This is a genomic window from Lentzea albidocapillata (assembly GCF_000719115.1).
GTDB classification, from domain to species: Bacteria; Actinomycetota; Actinomycetes; order Mycobacteriales; family Pseudonocardiaceae; genus Lentzea; species Lentzea albidocapillata.
This window is the reverse complement of sequence record NZ_JOEA01000029.1, coordinates 74,817-96,044: the sequence shown is the minus strand read 5'-3', so window position 1 is coordinate 96,044 and position 21,228 is coordinate 74,817. Positions and strand designations below refer to the sequence as shown.

Genomic DNA, 21,228 nt, shown 5'->3' with positions numbered 1-21,228 from the left:
GGCATCGGGCTGGCGCAAATGCCTCGCCTTCGGCGTTGGCGGGGGCGGAGGGGGTTTTGGGGCGTTGACCTGCGGTTATGGTGGTTAAGGGGGGTGGGTGAAAATGGGTTTTTGGAGGGTGTAGAGTTCCCCTTACAACAGCAAGACAGCAACACGGTTAGACAAGCTAGAAGCGGCGCGGGGTGGAGCAGCTCGGTAGCTCGCTGGGCTCATAACCCAGAGGTCGCAGGTTCAAATCCTGTCCCCGCTACTAGATTAGACAGAAGGCCGGAGCCAATAGGCTCCGGCCTTCTGTCTTTGCTTGTCTTTCAGGTCATGTTCTCTGCCCAGTACTGGGCGCACAGCATGCTGGAGCAGATGCGGCCCTCGCCGTTGACGGTGCGGTGCTTGCGGATCTGTTTGCCGCACACCATGCACTCGTCCTTGCCGGCCTGCTCCGGGATGCCCCCCGTCATCCACGCCCTCGTGTGCGCCGCCACCTTCTTGTGGTCCAGCCACTTCAAGTTCAGGTTCTTCATGGTCCCCGACCTCCGTGTTCAACCGCGCCAGCCTGGCAATGATCATTTTCCCGGAATGTGCGGCGTGGGAAAGGGGTCTGCGCGGACATCACCAGGTCGTGCGACGTTGGCCCCCGACCGTCCATTCGGGTGGCTCCGGCCGGTGAGAGTCGTACCGCCGATCGAGTGAGAGCGGGGGACTTTCGTTTCTGCGAAAGGACTTTTCCATCCGGGATGGACACAGACGGTCAAGAGGCCAAACGCGTGAGGCTCGAAAACTGCCGCTTACTCAGCGAGACTTTTCGTTGCTCCGCATGGCCCATCAGACTAGCCCGGTGATCAGCCACTGTGGACAGAACGGCTGACCATTGTGGACAGCTTCCCCCGGACGTGGGAACGTTGTCGTTGTGTCAGACCTGAATGCGACCGCAGCCGCCCTGCTCGGGCTGCTGCACGACGGACCCAAGACCGGTGGCCAGTTGGTGGCGGAGGCAGGAGACCGCTTCGGCGCGTTCTTCAGCGTGACCCGCTCCCAGGTGTACCGCGAGCTGCCCGCGCTGGCAGACCTTGGCCTGCTGCGCCTCGGCAAGCAGGGACCGCGGTCCAGCCAGCAGTACGTGCTGACAGCCGCGGGCAAGAAGGCCTTCAAGAACTGGCTGCTGTCCGAGCCTGGCCCGGACCACCTGCGCAGCCCGCTCATCCTGCGCCTGGTGCACGCCGGCTCGCTGACCGCGAAGCAGCGCGAATCCCTGATCACGACCGCACGTTCGACGTACGGTCAGGAACAGGAGAGCGCGAAGAGCGCGGCCAAGACGGCGGAGGACCCCTACGCCAAGGCGGTGGCGGAGTTCGGTCTCGCTCACGCGAAGGCGGTTCTCAAGCTGCTCGACGCGATTCCGACCGCGTAGAAACCGCTTCGAAGAGAGCGCCAGCACGCACCGGTCGCGACTGACGGCCGGTGCTGGCGTAATCTTTTTGCGTGAACCCGGACGTCGAAGCAGACATCAAGGACCTCTCCGCCACCCTTTCGAGCATCGAGGCGGTGCTGGACCTCGATGCGCTGCGCGCCGCTGTCGCGGACCTGGAGGACCAGGCTGCCCGCCCTGACCTCTGGGACGACCAGGAGAAGGCGCAGAAGGTCACCAGCCAGCTCTCCCACAAGCAGGGTGAGTTGCGCCGCGTCACCGGCCTGCGTGAGCGCCTCAACGACCTCCCCCTGCTCTACGAGCTCGCGGAGGAGGCCGAGGACGCGGACGCCAATGCCGACGCGGACAACGACCGCGCCAAGCTGCGCGACGAGATCGCGAGCCTCGAGGTGCGCACGCTCCTGTCCGGCGAGTACGACGAGCGCAACGCGCTGATCACCATCCGCGCCGAGGCCGGTGGCGTCGACGCCGCGGACTTCGCCGAGATGCTGCTGCGCATGTACTCGCGCTGGGCCGAGCGCCACAACTACGGCGTCGACGTGTTCGACACGTCCTACGCCGAAGAGGCCGGCATCAAGTCCGCCACCTTCCGCGTCAGCGCCCCATACGCCTACGGCACGCTGAGCGTCGAGCAGGGCACGCACCGTCTCGTGCGCATTTCGCCGTTCGACAACCAGGGCCGCCGCCAGACGTCGTTCGCCGGCGTCGAGGTCGTGCCCGTCGTCGAGCAGACCGACCACGTCGAGATCGACGAGAAGGAACTGCGCGTCGACGTCTACCGCTCGTCCGGCCCCGGCGGCCAGGGCGTCAACACGACGGACTCGGCGGTGCGCCTCACGCACATCCCGACCGGCATCGTGGTGTCCTGCCAGAACGAGCGCTCGCAGCTGCAGAACAAGGCCACGGCCATGAACGTCCTGCAGGCGAAGCTGCTCGAGCGCCGCCGGCAGGAGGAGCAGGCCAAGATGGACGCGCTGAAGGACTCCGGCTCCAGCTGGGGCAACCAGATGCGCTCCTACGTGCTGCACCCGTACCAGATGGTCAAGGACCTGCGCACCGAGCACGAGGTCGGCAACCCGTCCGCGGTGCTCGACGGGGAGATCGACGACTTCCTCGAGGCCGGCATCCGGTGGCGCAAGCAGTCCCAGCAGGCCTAGTCCTGACCTGAGCCGAGGAGCACGTTCTGCCCCGAACGAGGGTGGGACGTGCTCTTTTAGTGGGCCGATCGTGCCTGGTCGGACACGCCGCGTCGAGGTTCGAGCCGCCCTTCCGGGGCTGGAAGTTAACCGGAACGGGGGCTTTACCCCGGCCATGAGTAGACTCGCGCCTCGTGATTCGTCTCGAACACGTTTCCAAGGTCTACAAGACCTCCACGCGTCCTGCGCTCGACGACGTGTCCGTCGAGATGGAGAAGGGCGAGTTCGTCTTCCTGATCGGGCCCTCGGGGTCCGGCAAGTCGACGTTCCTGCGCCTGCTGCTGCGCGAAGAGGTGCCGACCAGGGGACGCGTCTACGTCTCCAACTTCGACGTCGCCAAGATGTCGCGGCGCAGGGTTCCCCGCCTGCGGCAGTCGATCGGCTGCGTGTTCCAGGACTTCCGTCTTCTGCCCACGAAGACGGTGGCGGAGAACGTCGCCTTCGCGCTCGAGGTCATCGGCAAGCCCCGCAACACCATCGTCAAGGTGGTGCCGGAGGTGCTGCAGCTGGTGGGCCTCGACGGCAAGGAGGACAGGTTCCCGACCGAGCTGTCCGGTGGTGAACAGCAGCGCGTCGCGATCGCCCGTGCGTTCGTGAACCGCCCGCTGGTGCTGATCGCCGACGAGCCGACCGGAAACCTGGACCCCGACACGAGCCAGGACATCATGTTGCTGCTGGAGCGGATCAACCGCACCGGCACGACCGTCATCATGGCCACCCACGACCACGGCATCGTCGACTCGATGCGCCGCCGAGTGGTGGAGCTCTCGTACGGCAAGGTCGTCCGTGATGACGCGCGCGGCGTTTACGGCGTTGGCCGCTAAGCGTCCCTAAGCCCCCGAACCCCAAGGAACCCCGCCCCCGATGCGTACCAGCTTCGTGTTCAGCGAGGTCATCACCGGACTTCGCCGGAACGTCACGATGACGATCGCGATGATCCTCACGACCGCCATCTCGCTCGGGCTGCTCGGCGGTGGCCTGCTCGTCGTCCGCATGGTCGACAAGATGCAGGCCAACTACGCGGGCAAGCTCGAGGTCTCCGTGCTGCTGACGAACGATGTCAGCGCCAACGACAAGGACTGCACCCAGCAGCCGTGCGCGGGCCTGCGGTCCAACCTGGAGGCGACCTCCGGCGTCGAGTCCGTGGTGTACCAGAACCGGGACGAGGGTTTCGAGCGCTTCAAGCGCATCTTCGAGGCCCAGCCGGAACTGCTCAAGCTCGCGCGTCCCGAAGCCATCCCGGCGACGTTCCGCGTGAAGCTCGAGGACCCGGAGCGCACCGACGTCATCAAGCAGGCCTTCGAGGGCAAGCCCGGTGTGAAGGGCGTCGACGACCAGGGCAAGTTCCTGGAGCGGTTCTTCGAGGGCCTCAACGGCATGCGCGACGTCGCCCTGATCCTCGCGCTCATCCAGGCGTTCGCCGCGCTGCTGCTGATCTCGAACACCATCCAGGTGTCGGCGTTCACCCGCCGCGTCGAGGTCGGCATCATGCGCCTGGTGGGCGCGACACGGTGGTACACGCAGTTGCCGTTCCTCATCGAGGCGGTCGTCGCGGGCATCATCGGCTCGGTCACCGCGGTGGGCGGCCTGGTGCTGTTCAAGGCGTTCTTCCTCGACCGGATCACCAGGAACCTCACCGAGTCGGGCATCATCCCGCCGATCGGCTACCTGGACATCCTGATCGTGTCGCCCTGGCTGTTCCTCGTCGCGATAGTCATCTCGGCGACCACCGGTTACGTGACACTCCGCCTCTACGTGCGCCTTTAAGAACTTTGCGCACCATTTAGACTGGTTGCCATGGTCAAGGAACGCGGGCAGAAGGTCATCGCGTCGAACCGCAAGGCTCGGCACGACTGGTCCATTCTGGACACCTACGAGGCGGGCATTCAGCTCGTCGGCACCGAGGTGAAGAGCCTGCGCATGGGACGGGCGTCCCTGGTGGACGCCTTCGCCCAGGTCGACGGCGGCGAGATCTGGCTGCACGCGCTGCACATCCCGGAGTACGTCGCGGGCACGTGGACGAACCACGAGGTCCGGCGCAAGCGCAAGCTCCTGCTGCACAAGTCGGAGATCGAGCGGCTGATCGGCAAGACCAAGGAGTCCGGTCTGTCGCTCGTGCCGCTGCAGATGTACTTCAAGGACGGCTACGTCAAGGTCGAGCTCGCGCTGGCGAAGGGCAAGAAGTCCTACGACAAGCGCCAGGACCTGGCGAAGCGTGACGCGAACCGCGAGATCGCCAAGGCACACGGCAGGGCCCTGAAGGGTCGCTACTGATGGCACTGGTGGACGTCCACGTCCACTTCATGCCGCAGAACGTCCTGGACAAGGTCTGGGGCTACTTCGACCGCGTGCGCGAGTCCGGGATCGACTGGTTCATCCAGTACCGCACCGACGAGAACGCCCGGCTCACCGCGCTGCGGGAGCTGGGCGTCGTTGCGTTCGCACCCCTGCTCTACCCGCACAAGCCGGGCATGGCGCAGTGGCTGAACGAGTGGGTGGCCGACTTCGCGGCGCGCGTTCCCGAGGCGGTGCCGACGGGCACGTTCTACGCGGAACCGGGTGCCGAGGCGTACGTGCGCAAGGCCCTGGAGGCCGGTGCACGCTGTTTCAAGTCGCACGTCCAGGTCGGTGGGTACGACCCGCGTGACGCGCTGCTGGACGGCGTCTGGGGCCAGCTGGCGGAGGCCGGCGTGCCGGTGGTCGTGCACTGCGGCGACGGGCCGATGCCAGGAGAGTTCACCGGGCTCGGCGTCTTCGAAGAGGTGCTGAAGAAGCACCAGCGCCTGACCGCGGTGATCGCGCACGCGGGGATGCCCGACTACTCGGGCGCGTTGGACCTGGTGGAGCGCTACCGCAACGTGCACGTCGACACCACGATGGTGGGTGTCCCGTTCACCGAGCGGATGGTGCCGCTGCCCGCGGACTGGCGGGCGCGCATCGCGGGGCTCGCGGACCGGGTGGTGCTGGGCACCGACTTCCCGAACATCCCGTACCCGTACGAGGTCCAGCTCGACGCCATCAGGTCGTGGGGCCTGGACGCCGCCGCCGAGCAGGCGATCCTGCACGACAACGGCGCCCGTCTGCTTCAGCTGTCGAGATAGGCGAGCACGGCGCGCACGCGGCGGTGCTCGGAGTTCGACGGCTCCAGGCCGAGCTTGGCGAAGATGTTGCCGACGTGCTTCTCGACGGCGCCGTCGGACACGACGAGCGTGCCGGCGATGGCCGTGTTCGACAGTCCCTGTGCCATCAGCCCGAGCACCTCGCGTTCGCGGGGTGTCAACTTGTCGACCGGGCTCTTCCTGCTGCGCACCATGAGCTGCGTGATCACCTCGTGGTCGATGCTCGTGCCGCCGTCGGCGACCCTGCGCACCGCGTCGACGAACTCCTTCACGTCCGCGACCCGTTCCTTGAGCAGGTAGCCGACGCCGCTCGCGCCGCCCGCGAGGAGTTCCACGGCGTAGCGCTCCTCGACGTACTGCGACAGCACCAGCACCGGCAGCCCGGGATAACGGCGGCGGCACTCGATGGCGGCTCGCAGCCCCTCGTCGGTGAACGTCGGCGGCATCCGCACGTCCACCACGCACAGGTCAGGCCTGTGCTCGGTCACGGCGTCGAGCAGGTCGTCACCGTTCTCCACCGCCGCGACGGTCTCGATGCCCTCGTCGGCGAGCAACCTCTGCACGCCCACCCTCAGCAGCACCGAGTCCTCGGCGATCACCACGCGCACGGCAACTCCGCTCGAATAACGGTCGGCCCACCAGCGGGGCTGACGACGACAACCACACCGTCGATCGTGGCAGCCCGGTCCGCGAGCCCGGCGAGCCCGCCGCCCGGCCGCAGTTCCGCGCCACCCTGACCGTTGTCGGTGACCTCGACCAGCACTCCCGTGTCCACCCTGTTGACCCGTACGGTCGCCTTGGTGCCGTTGGAGTGCTTGGTGATGTTCGTGAGCGCCTCGCCGACGGTGAAGTACGCGGCGCTCTCCACCGACGTCGGCGGCCGCGGTTCCACGTCGACCTGCAGGTCGACCTCGATCGGCACACGGGCGGCGAGCGCGGACAGCGCGGCGTCGAGCCCCCGGTCACCCAGGACGGACGGGTAGATGCCCCGCGCCAGGTCCCGCAGTTCCTTGATGGCCAGCTTCGCGTCCGCGTGCGCCTCCGCGATGAGCTCGGCCGCGGCCTCCGGGTCCGAATCCATCTTGGACTTCGCCCGGCCCAGCCCCATCGCCACGGCCACGAGCCGTTGCTGCGCGCCGTCGTGCAGGTCGCGTTCGATGCGCCGGCGCTCCGCCTCGGCCGCCTCGACACCGCGGGCCCGGCTGGACGACAGCCGCTCCGCCTCGATCGCCAGTGCGTCCGCACGGGTCGGCCCGAGCATGCCGCGCGCGAACTTGCCGTGCACCGACCCGAGCCACCGGGTGCCGAGGGCCGCGAACGGGATCAGCGCCAGCCCGATCAGCGATACGGGCAGCGCCGACGCGAACGAGTCGATGGTCCAGAAGTCGCCCACGATCACCGCGAACGGCGCGGAGCCGATCCAGAACGGCACCGCGATGAACGCCGCCGCCACCGACCACATGGCGACGACGGAGACGAACTCCAGGATGCCGACGGGCAACAGCAACAGCAGGTAACCGAAATCACGCCAGGTCGCCGGATCGGTGAACTGGGCCTTGAACCGCTGCCACAACGTGCCGGTCGGTGGCTCGCGATACGGCCTGGGGATGTCCGTGCGCAACGCCGCCCTGACCCACGCCCGCTCCATCGTCGCGCCACCCCGCACGACCGCCATGGCCGACCACAGGATCGGCAGACCGACCCAGAGGACCGAGGTGGCGAACCCGACGACGGTGAGCACGACGATGAGGGTGAACCAGAAGATGCCGGTCACCAGGTTGGTCAGCAGGTAGAACCCGGCTGCGAGCGCGTTCGGTTTCCTCATGACGTCCATGCTGTCGTTCTCGCTGGTCAGAGACCATCTGGCCAGCCATCCGGTCGGAGGTGGGGACAGCCCTACCTGCCTCGGGAAGAACTCGGTGGCCGCAGTCGTTATGCTATGAGTACCACTACAAGGGGGTGAACGGTTTCGACTGTGGACGTTGATTCAGGGGAAGCGTGTCGGTGCAGGCGAGAGACCACCGTTAAGCGTCATCGCAAACCAATAAGCGCCACGTCTAACGACAAGCGCACCGCGTACGCTCTCGCTGCCTGACAGCGGAGCTAGCGGTTGTCGGCCTAGGAGTGCCTTCGGCCTAGTTCCCGGCATCAGCTAGAGGGCTTACCAGCAGTCTCGGTCGCGGAGACTGCCCGGGAAACTCACAGCGACTGGGCCCGTCACACCTGCTCGTTCGCGTGACTGGTGGGGCCAAGCAGAGACATAGCGGACTGCGCACGGAGAAGCCCTGATGAACCGGCACAGGACCCGGGTTCGATTCCCGGCACCTCCACTCGATGGGTGAGTGCTGTTCGTGGACAGCACTCACCTTTTTCTCGTTCCGGGTGTCCTCTGGGGGCCGAGCCCCCAGACCCCCACGCCGGGGGCGAGCCCCCGGACCCCCGGCCGCCTCGTCGCTTCGCGACCTTGGCGGCCCATCAACCGAGTCCCGGTGTCTGGATGATGGTTGACAGTGACGTCAGGAAGTCTTTGGCGTTGAACATTGCGCCTGCTGAGGCTGCTCCGGTGATGTTGAAACGGCCGGTTAGTAGGCGTTCTGTTGCCTCTACGGCTAGTGGGGCGCTTGTGGCGTAGATGTCCTTGCCTGAGGCGGTTAGTTGTCGTTCTTCGTCGGCTCTGCGTACGCGTACGTCGATTTCGAAGGTTTCGGGCTCCTGCCTGGGGTGGGCGGCTTGTAGGGCGGTGGCTGCTTCCGTTGACATGTAGTTGGTCACTGAGGTGATCTGCAGGTGGCTTGGCACCGTGACGATGTCGGCCATGGAGAACTCGCTGATCACCTGGCGGGTGCCGTTTGGGAACTCCCAGTTTTGGACCTGTGCGGTTTCGCCGTGGTAGCTCAGTTGTCCGTCGCGGAACCGGACTCGCTGGCCGTCGCGGCGTTTTCGGGAGACCTGACCTGCGGTTAGAGTGCCTGCGGTGGGTTGCCAGCCGCTTAGTCCGTAGGCGATGTGGGCCTCGTCGGCGTAGTCCCAGTCGGCCATCGCTGCGGTGACCAGCAGGTCGCCCAGGCCGCCGAAGAAGGCCATCGCGGGCACCACCGGGACCGAGGCTCCGCGGGCGAAGGTGTCGGCGTTCGCCTCTATCTCGGCAGCCACGTCTACGTACGGGATGCCGGCGCGTTCGGCTGCGGCGATCAGCGGGGCGGCGGTGATGGCGAACGGGCCCGCCGTGTTGATCACTGCGGCAGCGCCTTTGAGGGCGCGGTCCAAGGCCGTGGGGTTGTCGGGGGTGGCCTGTGCGCGTCCGAACGGGTGTGGCTCGTGGCCGCGCTTTTTTAGTTCTGCCAGGACGAACTGCCCCGTGGTGCCGGAGGCGCCGTAGACCGCGATCTTGTGTGCCATGTGGGTCAGTCAAGCTGCTGGGCAGGGGGCCGGGCCAGTGTCTGGAACGACATGATGCGTACACTTTCGGACATGCTCGCGTTCGCTGTCACCAACCGGATGCTGCACTTCGAGCTGACCGCCACGTACGAGATCTTCACCGCCCCGCAGCTCGACTACCGCGTCGTGATCTGCGGGAACGGGCCGGTGCGCGTGGGCCGGTTCACGCTGGAGCCCGACCTGCCGCTCGATCGGCTCGACCGGGCGGACACCGTGATCGTGCCCGCCGTCGCGGACGTGGACGAGCCGCTCGATCCGGCGTTGGTCCAAGCGGTGAAAGCGGCTCACGACAAGGGCGCGCGGATCGTGTCGTTGTGCACGGGCGCGTTCGTGCTGGCCGAGGCCGGGCTGCTCGACGGGCTCCGGGCGACGACGCACTGGGCGCACACCGACCAGTTGGCCAGGCGGTATCCGCGCGTCGAGGTCGACCCGGACGTGCTCTACGTCGACAACGGGCAGGTGCTGACGAGCGCGGGCAAGGCGGCGGCGATCGACCTGAGCCTGCACGTGATCCGCAGCGACCACGGCACCGCGACGGCGAACACGGCGGCGCGCCGGCTCGTCGTGCCGCCGCATCGGGACGGCGGGCAGGCACAGTTCGTGCTGGCGCCGGTGCCGTCCGGTGAAGGGCATCCGCTCACCGAGTTGTTCGACTGGGTCTCGGCGCGGTTCGACCAGATGATCAGCGTCGAGGACATGGCGCGGCAGGCCGGCATGAGTTCGCGGCACCTCGCCCGGCTCTTCCGGGCGGTGACGGGCACCACGCCGTTGCAGTGGCTGCACACCCAGCGGATCCGGCGCGCGCAGGAACTGCTGGAGATGACGGACGACAGCGTGGACCGGATCGCGGAGGCGTCCGGGATGGGCACCGCCACGACGCTGCGCCGGCACTTCCACCGGACCGTCGGTGTGCCACCGGACACATCACGCCCCCGTACAACCAGTACGAGAACGTGGGGGCGACACCACGATGCACCCGTCTGACCGCGAATTCCCCCGGCAACGTTCCGGGCCACACCACTAGGTCTATTGGTGGGCGTTAGGTTGTCCTGATGAGCAACCAACAGCGCATCGGGGCGCGGGTGTTGCGGCGCAAGCCGATCGACCAGCTGACTCATCCGGGTAGCGAACTCAAGCGCACCTTGGGTGTCGGCCACCTCACCATGATCAGCATCGGTGCCACGCTCGGCACCGGCATCTTCGTGGTGCTGGGGGAGGCGGTGCCGCTCGCCGGGCCCGCCATCGTGCTGTCGTTCGTGCTGGCGGGCATCACCGCGTTGTTCTCCGCGCTGTCGTACGCCGAACTCGCGGGTCTGATCCCCGCGTCGGGCTCCTCGTACTCCTACACCTACGCGACTCTTGGCGAGATCGTCGCGTGGGTCTGCGGCTGGTGTCTTGTGCTGGAGTACGGGGTCTCGGTCGCGGCGGTCGCGGTCGGGTGGGGCCAGTACGTCAACGAGTTGCTGCACCTGGTGACGGGACTGCGGATCCCGGACGTGCTGAGCCAGCCGCCGGGGGCGGGCGGGATCGTCAACATCCCCGCCGTGCTGGTCGTGGTGATCGCGATGCTGGTGCTGCTCGGCGGTGCCAAGGGCAGCGCGCGCACGAACACCATCCTGGTGTGGATCAAGATCGGCGCGCTGCTGATGTTCTGCGCGGTGGCGTTCACCGCGCTGAAGGCGGGCAACCTGCAGCCGCTGTTCCCGTTGGGGCTGGCGGGCATGAGCGCCGGTGCGGCCACGTTGTTCTTCTCCTACATCGGGTTCGACGCCGCGTCGACCGCCGGTGAGGAGGCCAAGAACCCGCAGCGCGACCTGCCCCGCGCGATCATCATCTCGCTGGTCGTGATCACCGCGCTGTACTGCGCGGTCGCCCTCGCCGCCGTGGGCGCGATGCCGTGGCAGACGTTCGAGGGCACGGAGGCGGCGCTGAGCCGGGTGCTGACCGACAACGTCGACGGTGCGATCTGGCCGATCCTGCTGTCGATCGGTGCCGTCGTGGCGACGACCTCGGTTGTGCTGACCGTCCTCTACGGACAGACGCGGATCCTGTACGCCATGTCCCGTGACGGGCTGGTGCCGTCGATCTTCGCGAAGCTCAGTCCGCGCACCGGTGTGCCGTTCGCGAACACGGTCGTCGTCGGCCTGTTCATCGCCGTGCTCGCCGCGCTGGTGCCGCTGGGCTCGCTGGCGGACGCGACCAGCATCGGCACGCTGTTCGCGTTCGGGCTGGTCAACGTCGCGGTGATCATCCTGCGGCGCACGGAACCGGATCGGAAGCGCAGTTTCCGCGTGCCGTTCTCGCCCGTGACGCCGTTGCTGGGCCTGGCGTTCTGCCTTTACATGATGTTCAGCCTCGGACTGGACACCTGGATCGCGTTCCTCGCCTGGATGGTTCTCGGGTTCGTCATCTACTTCGGTTACAGCGTCAGGAGGGCACGCCTTGCGGTTCCAGGTGATCAGTGACGTCGCCGGCATCGCCCGCGCCGCCACCTACTACGCCGAGGTCTGGGACACCACCGAGGACGTGTTGTCCTCGGAGACGTTGCACTGCATCCGGCACGCGGGCGGTGCGACGATCGGGGCGTTCGACGGCGACGCGCTGGTCGGCGCCACGACCGGGCTCTTCTGCCCGGACGGCTCGGTGTACTCGATGATCGCGGCCGCACGGCCGGGAACCGGGCATGCGCTGAAGCTCGCGCAGAAGGACTGGGCGGTCGGCCTCGGCGCGAAGTCGATGCGGTGGACCTACGACCCGCTGGTGTCGCGCAACGCCCGGTTCAACCTGGTCAAGCTCGGGGCGATCGTCACCGAGTACACAGTGGACTTCTACGGGCCGATGCGCGACGGCGTGAACGACGGCGACGAGAGCGACCGGCTCACCGTGCGATGGGACCTCACCGGGTCCCGCGAGCCGCACGAGTCGGTGCCCGCGGGTGAGGTCACGAAGACCGCGCCGGACGGCGAACCGTTGGCGCGCACGGACGGCGAACGGATCTGGTGCCGGGTGCCGCGCGACGTCGTGCAGGTACGCAAGCAGTCGCGGGACCTCGCGCGGCAGTGGCGGGAGGCGGTTCGGGACGTGTTCGTGGACGCATTCGCACAGGGCTACGTCGCGACATCGATGTCCCGTGAGGGCTGGTACCAGCTGGAGCGCCAGAAGGAAGTGTCACGGTGAAGATCGAACGGGTCGAGCTGCTGCACGTCGCGATTCCGCTGGTGTCGCCGTTCCGCACGTCGTTCGGGACGATGACGACGAAGGACACGTTCCTGCTGCGGGTCGTCACGGACGTGGCGGAGGGCTGGTCGGAGTTCGCGGCCGACCCGGAACCGCTGTACTGCTCGGAGTTCGTCGGAGCCGCGGAACTGGTGCTGCGCCAGCACCTCGTGCCACGGGTCACGCCCGAGGTCACGGCCGCCGAGGTCGCGCCGAGGACGCACGCGATCAAGGGCCACAAGCTCGCCAAGGCAGCGCTGGAGACTGCGGTCCTGGACGCCGAACTGCGGTCGTACGGCATGTCGATCGGCGCCTACCTGGGCGCGACGGCCGCCAAGGTGCCGGCCGGGGTCTCGGTCGGGATCAAGAACTCGATCCCCGAACTGCTCGGCGACGTCGAGGGCTACCTCGCCGAGGGCTACGCGCGGATCAAGCTCAAGATCGAGCCGGGCTGGGACGTCGAGCCGGTGCGGGCCGTGCGCGAACGGTTCGGCGACGTCCTGCTGCAGGTCGACGCCAACACCGCGTACACCCTGGCCGACGCCGACCACCTGCGTCGCCTCGACGAGTTCGGCCTGCTGCTGATCGAACAGCCGCTGGAAGAGGACGACATCCGCGGGCATTCGCTGCTCGCGCAACGGATCCGCACACCGATCTGCCTCGACGAGTCGATCACCTCGGCCAGGGACGCGGCCACGGCCATCGCGCTGGACGCGTGCCGGATCATCAACGTCAAGCCCGCCAGGGTCGGCGGTTACCTGGAGGCGCGCCGCATCCACGACGTCGCGGTCGCGCACGGGATTCCGGTGTGGTGCGGCGGAATGCTGGAGACCGGCATCGGACGCGGGCCGAACCTGGCGCTGGCCGCGTTGCCCGGCTTCGTGCTGCCCGGCGACGTCTCGGCGTCACGGAGGTACTTCGCCGAGGACCTCACCGAGCCGTTCGAGCTCCAGGACGGCTTCATGCGCGTCCCGGCAGGGCCGGGCATCGGCGTCGAGCCGATCCCGGAGACCGTCAGGCGGTTCACGACGGCGACGAAGGTGCTCTACGCCAGGGACTGAAGCTCGCGGGCCAGGTTGGTCCGCGCGGCGTCGTCCCACCGCTGCCGCGCGGGTTCGGTCACGAACAGCACCTCGCGGTCGAGCAGCGTCTTCAGCACCTTCGCCCGGCCCGCCCGCCACGTCGCGTCGTCGTACCGCGCGTACTCCTGGCGCACGGCCTGGCTGTAGCGGTCGTAGTGCTCCGGCTGCGAGCCGAGGATGGCCAGGTCGGCGTCGAGCAGCACGTGCGCCAGCGGGTCGTCGGACGAGTGCGTGATCGTGGCCAGCACCAACGACTCCACGCGTGCGACGTGTGCTTCTTCCAGGCCGGCCAGGCGTTCGCGGGCCCACGCGGCCGATGCGCGTTCGTCCTCACCGGGCTCGCTGTCGTAGATCACGTCGTGCGCGCAGGCCGCCAGCGCGAGGATCGCGCGTTCCTCGACCGTGAACGCGAACGCGTCGGCCAGCGCCGACGAGTCGCGGACGACGGACACCACGTGGAAGGCGTTGTGGTAGGTCCGGTGCGGCTCGGCGTAGCGCTCCATCAGATCGCCCGCGTCCGGCGCGCCACCGAGCGCACGCACCGCGTCGTCCCAGATCCGTCTCACCGCGCCAGTTCCTCCTCGACGACGTCCGCGGCGGACGTACTGCCGCCCGCCTGGTGAATCATGCGCCGCATGTCCTTCACCCGCGCGGAAATCGCGGAATCCGACGCCAGCTGACTCACCAACGAGCGCACGCCCTCCACGGTCACCGTGTCGAGCAGCACACCGAGTCCCAGCTCCTCGATCCGCTGGCCGTGGAGCCGCTGGTCGGTCATGTGCGGCACAACGATCATCGGGACGCCGTGGTGCAGGGCCTCCATCACCCCGCCCATGCCGCCACGCGTCACGAACACGCTGGCGTGCTTCAGCACCGCGAGCTGCGGCACCTCGTCGTGGGTCTCGACGTTCATCGCGGGACTCAGAACCTTGCCCTTCGTGACAAGGTGCCACGGCATTCCCCGCGCGGAGTCCGCGCAGACCTGCGTGCCCGTCGTCGCGAGCACCACCGGCCTGTCGGGCGGAGGTTCCCACGTGCCCTGGAACGCACGTTCGGCCAGGCACGGGCCGGTGAAGGTGACGTGCTCGCCGAACGTGTGGCCCTCCGGCTGGAACTCCCTGGGGAACAGGGCGATCCGGCGGCGCGCGCCCGAGACGAACTCCGGCAGCGAGCAGCCGAGAAAGCGGTGCACCCTGGTGAAGAACCCGATCGCGGCCCGGTCGAACCGGCGCGGCGGCACCACCGCGGTGCCGAGCGACCAGTGCGCGTTGCTGGTCAGGAGCACTTCCAGCAGCACGTTCGGCACGTTCAGCCGGTGCGCGATGACGCCGCCCGACCAGGCCGCGATGTCCCACACCACCAGATCCGGCCGGTCGGCGCGGAACGTGGGCTCGAGCTGGGGCAACGCCGACTCCGCCTCGGCGAGCGCGAGCTGTGCGGCCTCGTAGAGCGACGCCGGCAGCGCGTCGGGAAGCGTTGGCTCGTAAGGGATCGCGGTTGCGCCGCATTCGGTGACGGCGGGGGCGAACCGGGTGGGCGCCGGGCAGCTCACCCGATGGCCGCGGCGCACGAGTTCGGCGATCACCCCGAGGGCGGGCAGGACGTGCCCGCGCTCAGGCATGAGGAAGATCGCGATGTGCGCCACAGAAGAGACTAACGCTGTTCGATTCCCGGTGGTTCAAAGAGGTTTGTCGTGAATCTGTTCAGGTTCTGTTTGTCCTACCTTTTGTCGTAGGGCCGTTCCGGCCAGTGGTGCTTGGGGTATCTGCCCTTCAGTTCACTGCGGACCCGCAGGTAGCCGTTGCGCCAGAACGACCTGAGGTCGCTGGTCACGGCGGTGGGACGGCCAGCCGGGGAGAGCAGGTGCACCACCACCGGAATTCCGGCGATCTGCGGCGTGTCGGCCCATTTCATGGCGTCCTGGATACGGACGGAGAGCACGGGCTGGTCCTGCGTGTAATCGACCTTGCCCTGGCCGATGCGTTCCGGGGCGAGTTTGTCGAACTCCGCGGCCTCGGGCCACGGCAGCAGACTCCTCAGCAACGCCGTCGTGTCGATCTTGGCCAGGTCGGAGCGCTTCTTCGCCTTGCCGAGGTCGAGCGCGCGGATCAGGTGCTCGTCGTCGACGCTCGGCCAGTCGCGGGTCCGGTGCAGGAACGCCATCCGCTCGCGCAGGCGGAGGGCGGTGTCGGTCCACTTGAGCAGGCTCAGGCCCTCGGCCTCCAGGCCGAGGCGGAGTGCCTGCTGCGACTTGGCGAGATCGTTGAGCTTGCGTTCGCCGAGGGTGATCGCGCCGAGCTTGCGGACCTCGTTCGCGATGACGTCGCCGTTCCACCGGATGTCGTCGACCGTGTGCACGAGGGCTGCCGCGGCGGTCACGGCGAGTTCCTCGTCGGCCGGGGCGGCGAGACGGACGCGGCCGTGCTTGCTGCCCGGTTCGCGGTCGGCGATCGCGACCGCCAGCCACTGGAACTGCGAGTCGGTGTGCTCGACGGCCGTGCCGTTGGCCATCAGGTAGACGTTGCTGTTCTTGGAGCGGCGTTTCGCCAGCCGTTCCGGGTAGGCGAGGGCGACGACGAGCGCGGGGTCGCCGTTGCCTGCCGGATTGCTGCCTATCTTCTCCAGCTTCTTGACCTCCTGGCGCCACTTGCCGGGGGCCTTCAGCGCGGTCGCGAGGTCGCTCGTGGAGGTGTGCGTGCTGTCGTCGAGCAGTGCCACGACCTCGGCGGCGGTCCGGTTGCCCGCGAGCGCGCTGCCGTCGATGAGGGCGCGGCCGAGCCGGGGGTGCAGCCCGACGCTCGCGATGCGGTCGCGGCGATCGGGTTCGAGCGCGCCGATCGCCTCGAGGGTTTCCTGTGCTGCCTTGAGCGCGCCTTCCGGCGGGGCGTCCCACCAGTTCAGGCCGCTGCCGTCCGGGGTGCCCCACACCGCCAGTTCGAGCGCGAGCCGGGTGAGGTCGGCGGTCTTGATCTCCGGTTCCGGGTAGCGGGGCAGCGTCGAGTGCTCGTGTTCCGGCCAGCAGCGGTAGACGCGGCCGGGGGCCTCACGCCCGGCTCGTCCGGCGCGTTGCTCGGCGACGGCCTGGGAGACGCGGATCGTGGCGAGACCGGCGAGACCACGGCGGTGGTCGACTCGCGGGACTCGGGCCAGGCCTGCGTCCACGACCGCGCGGACGCCGGGGACCGTGAGGCTGGACTCGGCGATGCTCGTGGCGAGCACGACCCGTTGATTGTTGCCGCGTTTGAGGGCCGCGTCCTGGGTCTGGGCGTTGAGTTGGCCGTGCAGGACCACGGTCTCGGCCCTGAGCAGGCTCGCGGTCCGGTTGATCTCCCTGACGCCGGGCAGGAACGCCAGCACGTCACCATCTACTTCGGACAGTGCTTTGTTGATGGCCCTCGCGACCGTGGTCTCGATGTGCTCGTTGCGTGCGGGCGGGACGTAGGTGATCTGCGTCGGGAACATGCGCGACTCGGTGTGCAGGACCGGCGCGTTCAGCAGGTCCGAGAGTCGTTGTGCGGCAACGGTCGCGCTCGTGGCGAGGAGTTTGAGGTCCGGGCGCAGGCCTGCCTTGGCGTCCAGGAGGAGCGCGAGCAGGAGGTCGGCGTCGAGGTGACGTTCGTGGACCTCGTCCAGCAGGACCGTGCCGACGCCCTTCAGCTCCTGGTCGTGCTGGAGCCTGCGGACGAGAAGACCGCTGGTCACGACCTCGATGCGGGTGTGCCGGCTGGTCTTGCGGTCGCCCCTGACCGAGTAGCCGACGGTGTGGCCGACCGGTTCGCCCAGCAGGCTCGCCATGCGCGCGGCGGCGGCTCTCGCGGCGATCCTGCGTGGTTCGGCGACCACGACCCTGCCTTCGAGCGCGAGCGGGACCAGCGTCGTCTTGCCTGTTCCCGGCGGTGCGACGAGCACGGCTGCTCCGTGTTCGTCGAGTTTCTCGATGAGCTCGGGGAGAACGGATTTCACCGGGAGGTCAGGCAGGTCCACATCGGTGAGTGTGTCAGGGTGGGAGGTATGTGGAAGGACCGCCGCGTTGGTTGACCCGTTGCGCGACCCCGACGACCCGGAGCTGCTTGACCCCTACCAGTCCCGCTCGCTGGCGATTCTGGTGGAGGGAGCGCGGCTCGCGTCCGGTGCCGTCCGGTACGGCAAGGTGGGCAAGGTCGGCAGCGCCGCCGTGGTGGTCAACCGGGAGAATCCGCTGCCGTCGGGCAACTTCGGGTGCGCGCTGGACGGCTCGTCGGTCGAGGTCGCGTCCACGTTGCTGCAGCTCGAACACACCTTCGCCGCGGTGGGGCGCGCGGAGGCCGTCGTGTACGCCTCACCGACCACGGTGGACGAGATCGAGGGCATCGCCGACGATTCAGGCTGGTACGCGGTCGAGGAGTTGTTGACCGTGGTTCACCGCGGGCCTGCTTCGGTGGCGGAGGGAGTGCGGCCCGCGGCCGACGCGGACATTCCCGGGATCGTCGAGCTGCTGTCCGACGAGCTCGTCGGCAACCGTGAACGGCTGGGCCGCTGGCTCGGGCATCGAATGGACGACCCGCGGTGTTCGATCCTGGTGATGGATGACGGCGACCGGATCGGCGGATTCGTGTCGGGATTCGCTGAGCGCGGTGTGGGTCTGGTCGAGCAGTGCGTGGTGCGTCCGGCGCGGCGGCGCCGGGGTGTCGGGCGGTCACTGGTGGTGTCCGCTGCCGCGGCTCTGCGTTCGTCGGGCGCGATGATGGTCGCGTCGCAGGTGGACGAGGGTCCGGGGGAGCGGTTCGCCGAGGCGTGCGGGTTCGTTGCGGCGTATCCGGTGACTGCCTATGTACGCAGAGTGGATGAGCTGCTCGACTGAGTTACTTAGTTGCCGCGTGACATATCCTTAGCAGGGCTAAGGGGAGGCTTTGTGCGCGAGCGGTTGCCGGTCGAGGTGTGGGTTCTGGTCGCGGCGAGTTTCATCATCGCCGTGGGGTTCGGGATCGTGGCACCTGTTCTGCCGGTGTATGCGGCCTCGTTCGGCGTCGGTCACACCGCTGTCGCGGCTCTGATCAGCGCGTTCGCGTTCGTCCGGCTGGCGTTCGCGCCGATGAGCGGCAAGCTCGTCAACCGCTTCGGCGAGCCTCGGGTGTACATCGTCGGGATCTTGATCGTGGCGGTCGGAACCGCGATGTCCGGGTTCTCGACGAGCTACGCCGAGATGCTGTCGTGGCGCGCGCTGGCCGGTGTCGGGTCGACGATGTTCACGGTCGCCGCTCTCGGGCTGCTGATCCGGATCACGCCGGCGCCGATGCGCGGGCGGGCGTCCGGGATGTGGGCGGCGGGGTTCCTGGTCGGCAACATCGCCGGTCCGATCGTCGGCGCCGGGCTCGTGCCGTTCGGGCTGTGGGTGCCGTTCGTGTCGTACGGCCTGTTGCTGTGCGTCGCGGCGTTGTTCGTCTGGATCTTCCTCCGGCGGTCGACGCTGGTGGCGCTGGACAGGACCAACACCGAAGTGCCTATGACGGTGCGTGAGGCGGCGCGGCACCCCGCTTACCGGGCGGCGCTGGCGTCCGGCTTCGCGAACGGCTGGGCCGTGTTCGGCGTGCGGATCTCGCTGGTGCCGGTGTTCGTCATCGAGGCGCTGGAACACAGCGCGGCGGTGGCGGGCATCTCGATGTCGGTGTTCGCGGCCGGCAACGCCGCGATGCTGTTCCTGTCCGGCAGGATCGCCGACACGCGCGGCCGCAAGCCCGTCGCCATCGCCGGCCTGATCATCAGCGGCCTCGCGACGATGTGGATGGGCTTCACCGGCGACCTGTGGACGTTCATGGCCGCGTCACTGATCGCGGGTGCGGGCGCAGGGCTGCTGAACCCTCCGCAGAACGCCGTGGTGGCCGACGTCATCGGCGCGCGCGGCAAGGGCGGACCCGTCCTCGCGGGCTTCCAGATGGTCACGGACCTGGGCGCGATCATCGGACCGATGGCCGCGGGCCTGCTGGCCGACTCGTTCGGCTTCGGAGCGTCGTTCGCCATCACCGGCGCCTCCCTGCTGCTCGCCGTGGGCTTCTGGTTCGTCGCCCCCGAGACCCTGCCCACACATGAGGAGGAGCACACGGCCGCCGCGGTGGCGCCCGAGTGCGGCTGCCTGGACGAAAGCGCCGAGATCCCGACCGGCGAACGGGTCGGCGGCAAGCCACGTCACCCAGAAGCGTGATTGCGCGCTCAGCTTTCTTTTAGTTTGTGTCGCTACCCTCGTCGCCGTGGGTGGAGCAGAGCGCAGTGCGCGGAAGAAGAAGCAGGCCGCGCGTGAAGTGGTCCAGGCTCGTTCGTCGGGTTCCGACCGCACCAAGGTCATCGCGGGCATCGCCGTAGTCGCGGTGCTGGCCGTCGCCGTCATCGGTTACGTCGTCTTCCAGCAGATGAAGCCGTCCACATCGACGACGGACGCCATCCCGCTGGCCCCCGCGGACCACACGATCTCGGCCCCGGCCGTCCGCGACGGCGGCACCGTGCTCGTCGGCAAGGACACGGCCACCGTGACCGTCGACGTGTACGAGGACTTCCTGTGCCCGATCTGCGGCACGTTCGAGAAGACCTACGGCACCGACATCAAGAAGGCAGTCGAGGACGGCAAGGTCAAGGTCCGCTACCACATCCTGCCGATGCTCAACCGCCTCTCGTCGCCGGAGGGCTACTCGACCGACTCGGCCAACGCCGCCCTGTGCGTGGCCGACGACGGCAAGTTCAACGCGTTCCACGCGGCGCTGTTCAACAAGCAGCCCGAGGAAGGCGAAGCCGGCTACACCAAGGACCAGCTCATCAAGCTGGGCAAGGAAGTCGGCGTCACGTCAGCCTCCTTCGAGTCGTGCGTGCAGAACCAGACCTACAAGCCGCAGCTGGACGAGCTGATGTCCAAGACCAGCAACGACCCCGCCCTCCGCGACGCCGAGTCGGGCCGCTTCCGCGGCACGCCCAGCGTCGCCTCCGGCGGCAAGCTCGTCGACCTGGACAACAAGAACTGGCTTTCCGACCTGGCCAAGTAAGCCCTTCACGCAACGCCCGGTCCCGGTGTGTCCGGGGCCGGGCGTTGTCGTGTTTTGTGCCGCGCGTCACTCCCGGCCCGTTGCGTTCGGCGTGGGCGGCCTGCTCGCGTTGCCGACGCTGTTCGTGCAGCTCGCGGCGTGTTTCGGGGGCGGCGCACTCGATCTTCGGGGTGGTGGTGCTGCTTGGGTTCCACCGGGTCCTACCAGGCCGGATGGGCCTTGGATACCCCCGATTTTTATCTTGTGGCACGGGTGTTGTACGGTATTGCCACACGAGAACGGCGGGGAAACCCGGCGGGAACGTGGACCTTCAAGGGGCTGTGGCGCAGCTGGTAGCGCATCACACTGGCAGTGTGAGGGTCAGGGGTTCGAGTCCCCTCAGCTCCACCAGCAAAAAGGCCGTTCACCGATCATGGTGGGCGGCCTTTTTTTGCCGCAATGGGTACCGCACGTTCGCCTACCCCGTGCTCTGATTTCTGGATTCGTCGTCGGGTTCGATGAACGAGTTCATCCCGTCCAGTGCGTTGCGTTGAACCCGCTTGATCACCTCGATGTAGGTGCCGGTCGTGATCGCTACCGAGCTGTGCTGCCGGGCGTGAACGCGGATCTGCCGTACCTCCGCCTTCTTGCACAGCGCCTCTAACATCCGGTTGGCGTTGCGCGGCTCGAAGGTGAAGTCGCAGACCAGGGGAGGCGAAACGATGCCAAGTGACGTCCCAAGCTGGGCGCGGCGCATCCGGGCGTTGC

The 21,228-nt window shown here is 68.0% G+C and carries 21 protein-coding genes, 2 tRNA genes and 1 other RNA gene; 16 read left to right on the top strand and 8 right to left on the bottom strand.

The window, feature by feature from the left end:
- The first annotated feature begins 176 nt into the window (after window positions 1–176).
- Window positions 177–250, top strand: a tRNA-Met gene (locus tag IG04_RS0137615).
- Window positions 251–308: 58 nt separating this feature from the next.
- On the opposite strand, the gene IG04_RS0137610 is transcribed toward IG04_RS0137615, so the two are convergent.
- On the bottom strand, window positions 309–518 hold the full coding sequence (locus tag IG04_RS0137610; RefSeq protein ID WP_090014114.1) for a hypothetical protein: 210 nt from the start codon (window positions 516–518) through the stop codon (window positions 309–311).
- 386 nt (window positions 519–904) lie between these two features.
- Between IG04_RS0137610 and IG04_RS0137605 the strand changes: the two genes are divergently transcribed.
- From IG04_RS0137605 to IG04_RS0137580, 6 genes are all read left to right on the top strand, one after another.
- Entirely contained in the window at window positions 905–1,405 is a 501-nt protein-coding gene (locus IG04_RS0137605) for a PadR family transcriptional regulator (protein WP_030481522.1), read from the top strand.
- 71 nt (window positions 1,406–1,476) lie between these two features.
- Window positions 1,477–2,580: a peptide chain release factor 2 gene (gene prfB, locus IG04_RS0137600; protein WP_030481521.1), complete on the top strand. Its 1,104-nt coding sequence runs from the start codon at window positions 1,477–1,479 to the stop codon at window positions 2,578–2,580.
- Between the two features lie 173 nt (window positions 2,581–2,753).
- Window positions 2,754–3,443, top strand: a complete 690-nt coding sequence (ftsE, locus tag IG04_RS0137595; protein WP_030470385.1) for a cell division ATP-binding protein FtsE — start codon at window positions 2,754–2,756, stop codon at window positions 3,441–3,443.
- A gap of 40 nt (window positions 3,444–3,483) precedes the next feature.
- Entirely contained in the window at window positions 3,484–4,386 is a 903-nt protein-coding gene (gene ftsX, locus IG04_RS0137590) for a permease-like cell division protein FtsX (RefSeq protein WP_030481520.1), read from the top strand.
- A gap of 30 nt (window positions 4,387–4,416) precedes the next feature.
- Complete coding sequence (gene smpB / locus IG04_RS0137585) at window positions 4,417–4,893, top strand: SsrA-binding protein SmpB (RefSeq protein WP_030481519.1); 477 nt, start codon at window positions 4,417–4,419, stop codon at window positions 4,891–4,893.
- Window positions 4,893–5,720 carry an amidohydrolase family protein gene (locus IG04_RS0137580; RefSeq protein ID WP_036016691.1) on the top strand — a complete coding sequence of 276 codons (828 nt, stop codon included), beginning with the start codon at window positions 4,893–4,895 and terminating at the stop codon, window positions 5,718–5,720. The genes smpB and IG04_RS0137580 overlap by 1 nt, the downstream gene beginning before the upstream one ends.
- Here the strand turns inward: IG04_RS0137580 and IG04_RS0137575 are convergent.
- Both IG04_RS0137575 and IG04_RS0137570 read right to left on the bottom strand, forming a co-directional pair.
- Window positions 5,705–6,346 (bottom strand): response regulator transcription factor, encoded by a 642-nt coding sequence (locus IG04_RS0137575; protein WP_030481517.1) that lies wholly within the window; start codon window positions 6,344–6,346, stop codon window positions 5,705–5,707. The genes IG04_RS0137580 and IG04_RS0137575 overlap by 16 nt on opposite strands.
- Entirely contained in the window at window positions 6,334–7,572 is a 1,239-nt protein-coding gene (locus tag IG04_RS0137570) for a sensor histidine kinase (protein ID WP_030481516.1), read from the bottom strand. Before IG04_RS0137570 ends, IG04_RS0137575 begins: the two co-directional genes overlap by 13 nt.
- Window positions 7,573–7,693: 121 nt before the next feature.
- Here IG04_RS0137570 and ssrA point away from each other — a divergent pair.
- Window positions 7,694–8,071: a transfer-messenger RNA gene (gene ssrA, locus IG04_RS44810) on the top strand.
- 142 nt (window positions 8,072–8,213) lie between these two features.
- On the opposite strand, the gene IG04_RS0137565 is transcribed toward ssrA, so the two are convergent.
- Window positions 8,214–9,137 carry a saccharopine dehydrogenase NADP-binding domain-containing protein gene (locus IG04_RS0137565; protein WP_030481515.1) on the bottom strand — a complete coding sequence of 308 codons (924 nt, stop codon included), beginning with the start codon at window positions 9,135–9,137 and terminating at the stop codon, window positions 8,214–8,216.
- A gap of 54 nt (window positions 9,138–9,191) precedes the next feature.
- On the opposite strand from IG04_RS0137565, the gene IG04_RS0137560 reads away from it, so the two are divergent.
- The 4 genes from IG04_RS0137560 (at window position 9,192) to menC (ending at window position 13,453) form a co-directional block, all read left to right on the top strand.
- The gene (locus IG04_RS0137560; protein WP_030481514.1) at window positions 9,192–10,160 is read left to right on the top strand and encodes a helix-turn-helix domain-containing protein; all 969 of its coding nucleotides are present in this window, start codon (window positions 9,192–9,194) and stop codon (window positions 10,158–10,160) included.
- Window positions 10,161–10,228: 68 nt separating this feature from the next.
- Window positions 10,229–11,641 carry an amino acid permease gene (locus IG04_RS0137555; RefSeq protein WP_030481513.1) on the top strand — a complete coding sequence of 471 codons (1,413 nt, stop codon included), beginning with the start codon at window positions 10,229–10,231 and terminating at the stop codon, window positions 11,639–11,641.
- Window positions 11,619–12,353, top strand: a complete 735-nt coding sequence (locus tag IG04_RS0137550) for a hypothetical protein (protein WP_030481512.1) — start codon at window positions 11,619–11,621, stop codon at window positions 12,351–12,353. The genes IG04_RS0137555 and IG04_RS0137550 overlap by 23 nt, the downstream gene beginning before the upstream one ends.
- Complete coding sequence (gene menC, locus IG04_RS0137545) at window positions 12,350–13,453, top strand: o-succinylbenzoate synthase (RefSeq protein WP_030481511.1); 1,104 nt, start codon at window positions 12,350–12,352, stop codon at window positions 13,451–13,453. The genes IG04_RS0137550 and menC overlap by 4 nt, the downstream gene beginning before the upstream one ends.
- On the opposite strand, the gene IG04_RS0137540 is transcribed toward menC, so the two are convergent.
- The 3 genes from IG04_RS0137540 to hrpB form a co-directional block, all read right to left on the bottom strand.
- Complete coding sequence (locus tag IG04_RS0137540; protein WP_051771549.1) at window positions 13,438–14,040, bottom strand: HD domain-containing protein; 603 nt, start codon at window positions 14,038–14,040, stop codon at window positions 13,438–13,440. The two genes, menC and IG04_RS0137540, sit on opposite strands and share 16 nt — an antisense overlap.
- A complete protein-coding gene (locus IG04_RS0137535; protein ID WP_051771546.1) occupies window positions 14,037–15,119 on the bottom strand; it encodes a macrolide family glycosyltransferase in 1,083 nt (360 codons plus the stop codon). The genes IG04_RS0137540 and IG04_RS0137535 overlap by 4 nt, the downstream gene beginning before the upstream one ends.
- 74 nt (window positions 15,120–15,193) lie before the next feature.
- Window positions 15,194–17,458, bottom strand: a complete 2,265-nt coding sequence (hrpB, locus tag IG04_RS0137530; protein ID WP_030481508.1) for an ATP-dependent helicase HrpB — start codon at window positions 17,456–17,458, stop codon at window positions 15,194–15,196.
- A gap of 46 nt (window positions 17,459–17,504) precedes the next feature.
- Between hrpB and IG04_RS0137525 the strand changes: the two genes are divergently transcribed.
- From IG04_RS0137525 to IG04_RS0137510, 4 genes are all read left to right on the top strand, one after another.
- The gene (locus IG04_RS0137525) at window positions 17,505–18,314 is read left to right on the top strand and encodes a GNAT family N-acetyltransferase (RefSeq protein ID WP_030481507.1); all 810 of its coding nucleotides are present in this window, start codon (window positions 17,505–17,507) and stop codon (window positions 18,312–18,314) included.
- A gap of 51 nt (window positions 18,315–18,365) precedes the next feature.
- Window positions 18,366–19,652 (top strand): MFS transporter, encoded by a 1,287-nt coding sequence (locus IG04_RS0137520; RefSeq protein ID WP_030481506.1) that lies wholly within the window; start codon window positions 18,366–18,368, stop codon window positions 19,650–19,652.
- Between the two features lie 46 nt (window positions 19,653–19,698).
- Window positions 19,699–20,481, top strand: coding sequence for a DsbA family protein (locus tag IG04_RS0137515; protein ID WP_030481505.1), 783 nt, complete (start codon window positions 19,699–19,701; stop codon window positions 20,479–20,481).
- 314 nt (window positions 20,482–20,795) lie between these two features.
- Window positions 20,796–20,871, top strand: a tRNA-Ala gene (locus IG04_RS0137510).
- 67 nt (window positions 20,872–20,938) lie between these two features.
- Here IG04_RS0137510 and IG04_RS43330 read toward each other — a convergent pair.
- Window positions 20,939–21,217: a hypothetical protein gene (locus IG04_RS43330; protein ID WP_036016690.1), complete on the bottom strand. Its 279-nt coding sequence runs from the start codon at window positions 21,215–21,217 to the stop codon at window positions 20,939–20,941.
- Window positions 21,218–21,228: the final 11 nt, after the last annotated feature.

Bases quoted from the DNA above. Each gene is read 5' to 3' on its own strand.
- IG04_RS0137555 (WP_030481513.1), top strand. From the start codon at position 10,229: ATGAGCAACCAACAGCGCATCGGGGCGCGGGTGTTGCGGCGCAAGCCG.
- ftsX (WP_030481520.1), top strand. From the start codon at position 3,484: ATGCGTACCAGCTTCGTGTTCAGCGAGGTCATCACCGGACTTCGCCGG.
- IG04_RS0137580 (WP_036016691.1), top strand. From the start codon at position 4,893: ATGGCACTGGTGGACGTCCACGTCCACTTCATGCCGCAGAACGTCCTG.
- IG04_RS0137560 (WP_030481514.1), top strand. From the start codon at position 9,192: ATGCGTACACTTTCGGACATGCTCGCGTTCGCTGTCACCAACCGGATG.
- IG04_RS43330 (WP_036016690.1), bottom strand. From the start codon at position 21,217: ATGCGCCGCGCCCAGCTTGGGACGTCACTTGGCATCGTTTCGCCTCCC.
- IG04_RS0137565 (WP_030481515.1), bottom strand. From the start codon at position 9,137: ATGGCACACAAGATCGCGGTCTACGGCGCCTCCGGCACCACGGGGCAG.
- IG04_RS0137570 (WP_030481516.1), bottom strand. From the start codon at position 7,572: ATGGACGTCATGAGGAAACCGAACGCGCTCGCAGCCGGGTTCTACCTG.
- IG04_RS0137610 (WP_090014114.1), bottom strand. From the start codon at position 518: ATGAAGAACCTGAACTTGAAGTGGCTGGACCACAAGAAGGTGGCGGCG.
- smpB (WP_030481519.1), top strand. From the start codon at position 4,417: ATGGTCAAGGAACGCGGGCAGAAGGTCATCGCGTCGAACCGCAAGGCT.